A 3,106-nucleotide genomic window follows, 5' to 3' on the forward strand; every position below is an offset into this window, starting at 1 on the left:
GGTGGAGGAGCTGAACCCGCAGCGCTCCCTGTCCCGCAACCCCCTCGTCCAGGTCATGCTCGCCCTCCAGAACACCGCCGAGGCGGCGTTCCGGCTGCCGGGCCTGACCATCGAACCCGAGCGCATCCGGCCCGAGGTCTCCCGCTTCGACCTGGCCGTCTTCCTCACCGAGGCGCACACCGGCCACGGCGCCCCCGACGGCGTGTGGGGCCTGGTGGAGTACAGCGGCGACCTGTTCGAGCAGGAGACCGTCCAGCGGTTCACCGACCGGCTCCTCGCGCTCCTGCGCGCCTGCGTCGACGACGCGGAACAGCGCATCGGTGCGGTCGACCTGCTGGAGCCCGGCGAGCGCCACCGCGTGCTGCACGAGTGGAACGCCACCGCACGCCCCGACGCCCCGGCACCCACCACCCTCACCGCCCGCTTCGCGCAGCTCGCCGAGCGGACCCCCGAGGCACCCGCCGTCTCCGCCGACGACACCACCCTCATCTACGCCGAACTCGACCGGCGCTCCGCCCGCCTCGCCCGCCTGCTGCGCGGCCGCGGCGTCGGCGAGGAGACCCCGGTCGCCATGCTCACCGGACGCGGAGTCCACCTCGCCGTCGGTGTCCTCGGCGTCCTGCGGGCCGGCGGCGCCTACGTGCCCCTGAACGCCGACCACCCGCCGGCCCGCAAGGCCCTCGTCCTCGCCCGGACCGGCGCACCGGTCCTGCTCACCGACCGCGCTCTAAAGGAGGAGGCGGCCCAGTACGGCCTCCCGGTGATCGTCCTCGACGACCCCCTGCCGGCCACGGAGGAGCAGACCGACCCGCCGCCCCTCACCGACCCCGAGCGGGTCGCCGCCATCATGTACACCTCCGGCTCCACCGGCGAACCCAAGGGCGTCGCCCTCACCCACGGCGGCATCGAGTGCCTGCGTCACGACCGGTGCTGGGAGCCCGGCAGCACCGACCGGGTGCTGCTGCACTCCGCACACGCCTGGGACGCCTTCAACATGGAGTTCTGGCTGCCGCTGATGTCGGGCGGCCACGTGGTGATGGCTCCGCCCGGACGGCTGGACCTGCGGGCCCTGGAACGGCTCGTCACCCGGTGGGACATCACCGGACTGCTGCTGCCCACCGGCCTCTTCAACGCCGTCGCCGAGGACCGGACCGACTGGCTGGGCGGCCTGACCGCGCTGTGGACCGGCGGCGACGTGCTCTCCCCGGCGGCGGCGGCCCGGCTCGCCGCCGCCTGCCCCGACACCGTCGTCCTCAACGGCTACGGCCCCACCGAGACGACCGTCTACGCCACCCGGCACACCTTCCGCGGCGCGTGCGACCCCGACCTGCCCGTACCCATCGGCCTGCCGCTGGACGACATGCGGCTCTACGTCCTCGACGACCGCCTCTCCCCGGTCCCCACCGGCGTCCCCGGCGAGCTGTACATCGCCGGCGCCGGCATGGCCCGCGGCTACTTCCGGGCACCCGCCGAGACCGCCGCCCGGTTCGTCGCCGACCCCTTCGGCCCGGCCGGCGGGCGGCTCTACCGCACCGGCGACGTGGTCCGCAGGGATCAGGACGGCCGGCTCCACTTCGTCGGCCGCGCCGACTCCCAGGTGAAACTGCGCGGCCTGCGCGTGGAACTCGGTGAGGTCGAGGCCGCCCTGCGCAGCCACCCCCAGGTCGCCCAGGCCGTCGCCGTCGTCCGCGAGGACCGGCCGGGGGAGCGGCAGCTCGTCGCCTACGTGGTGCCGGGGGAGGGCACCGACCGCGACCCGGACGGCGAGGCCGAGCAGGTCGCGGAGTGGCACGACGTCTACCAGGAGGTCTACCAGGACGCCGCCACGGCCGAGTTCGGCGCCAACTTCACCGGCTGGACCAGCAGCTACGACTCCCGGCCCATCCCGCTGCCCCAGATGCGGGAGTGGCGCGCGGCCGCCGTGGAGCGCATCCGCGAGCTGAACCCCCGCCGGGTCCTGGAGATCGGCGTCGGCAGCGGACTCATCCTGTCCCAGCTGGCCGACGACTGCGAGAGCTACTGGGCCACGGACTTCTCCGCCGCCGCCGTCGAGGCGCTGCGCGTCCAGCTCCTGGACCGGCCCGGGACCCGGTCGCGCGTCCACCTGCGCGTCCAGCCCGCCGACGTCACGGACGGCCTGCCCGAAGGCGAGTTCGACACCGTCGTCATCAACTCCGTCGTCCCCTACTTCCCGCACGGCGCCTACCTCGTCGACGTCATCGCCGGGGCGATGCGCCTGCTCGCCCCCGGCGGCCACCTCTTCGTCGGCGACGTCCGCAACCACCGGCTGCTGCGCTGCTTCAGCGCGGCGGTGCGCTTGCACCAGGCCGACGACCGGACCGACCCGGCGAGCGTGCTCCGGGGCGTCGACCAGGGCGTCCTGCTGGAGACCGAACTCCTCGCCGACCCTGAGTTCTTCCCCGCGCTGCGCACCCGGCTGCCGGACATCGAGGCCGTCGACGTCCGGATCAAGCGGGGCGTGCACCACAACGAACTGAGCCAGCACCGCTACGACGTGGTGCTCCGCAAGCGCGGCGGCCCCGCCACCCCCGCCCCCCGGCCCGGCCCGGCCGTGTCCTGGCCCCGCGACCTCGGCGGACTCGACCCCCTGGAGCGCCTCCTGGGCGACGGCCCCGCCGCCCTGCGCGTCGAGGACGTGCCCAACGCCCGGTTGGCCGCGGAGACGACGGCCCTGCGGTTGCTCGACGAGGCCGGCGACGTCGACGCCGCCCGCCTCGCGGTGCGCGAGGGCACCGGCGTGCCGGCCGCCGTCGACCCCGAGGAACTGCACGCCCTCGGCGAACGGTACGGCTACCGCACGGCGGTGACCTGGTCCGCCACCTCCTCCGAGGGCGCCCTGGACGTCCTGTTCACCAGGGCGGCCCCCGGCGCCGCCCCCGCCGGCCCGGTGATCGAGGACCTGTACGGCCCGGCCGCGAGCGGGTCCGCCGACCTCCTGGCGTTCACCAACAGCCCCCGCCGCGCCGGACTGGCCGGAACCCTCGTCGGCACCCTCCGCGACCACCTGCGCGACCGGCTGCCCGCACCCACCGTCCCGGCGGCGTTCGTGGTGCTGGAGCGGTTGCCGCTGACGGTGAACGGGAAG

1 protein-coding gene is annotated in these 3,106 nt (G+C 75.1%); it reads left to right on the forward strand.

The features are described from left to right. The coding region (locus ABEA26_RS35515) for a non-ribosomal peptide synthetase (protein WP_345598139.1) at positions 1–3,106 on the forward strand (3,106 nt) is incomplete at both ends.

Source organism: Streptomyces marokkonensis, from assembly GCF_039539045.1.
Classification (GTDB): domain Bacteria; phylum Actinomycetota; class Actinomycetes; order Streptomycetales; family Streptomycetaceae; genus Streptomyces; species Streptomyces marokkonensis.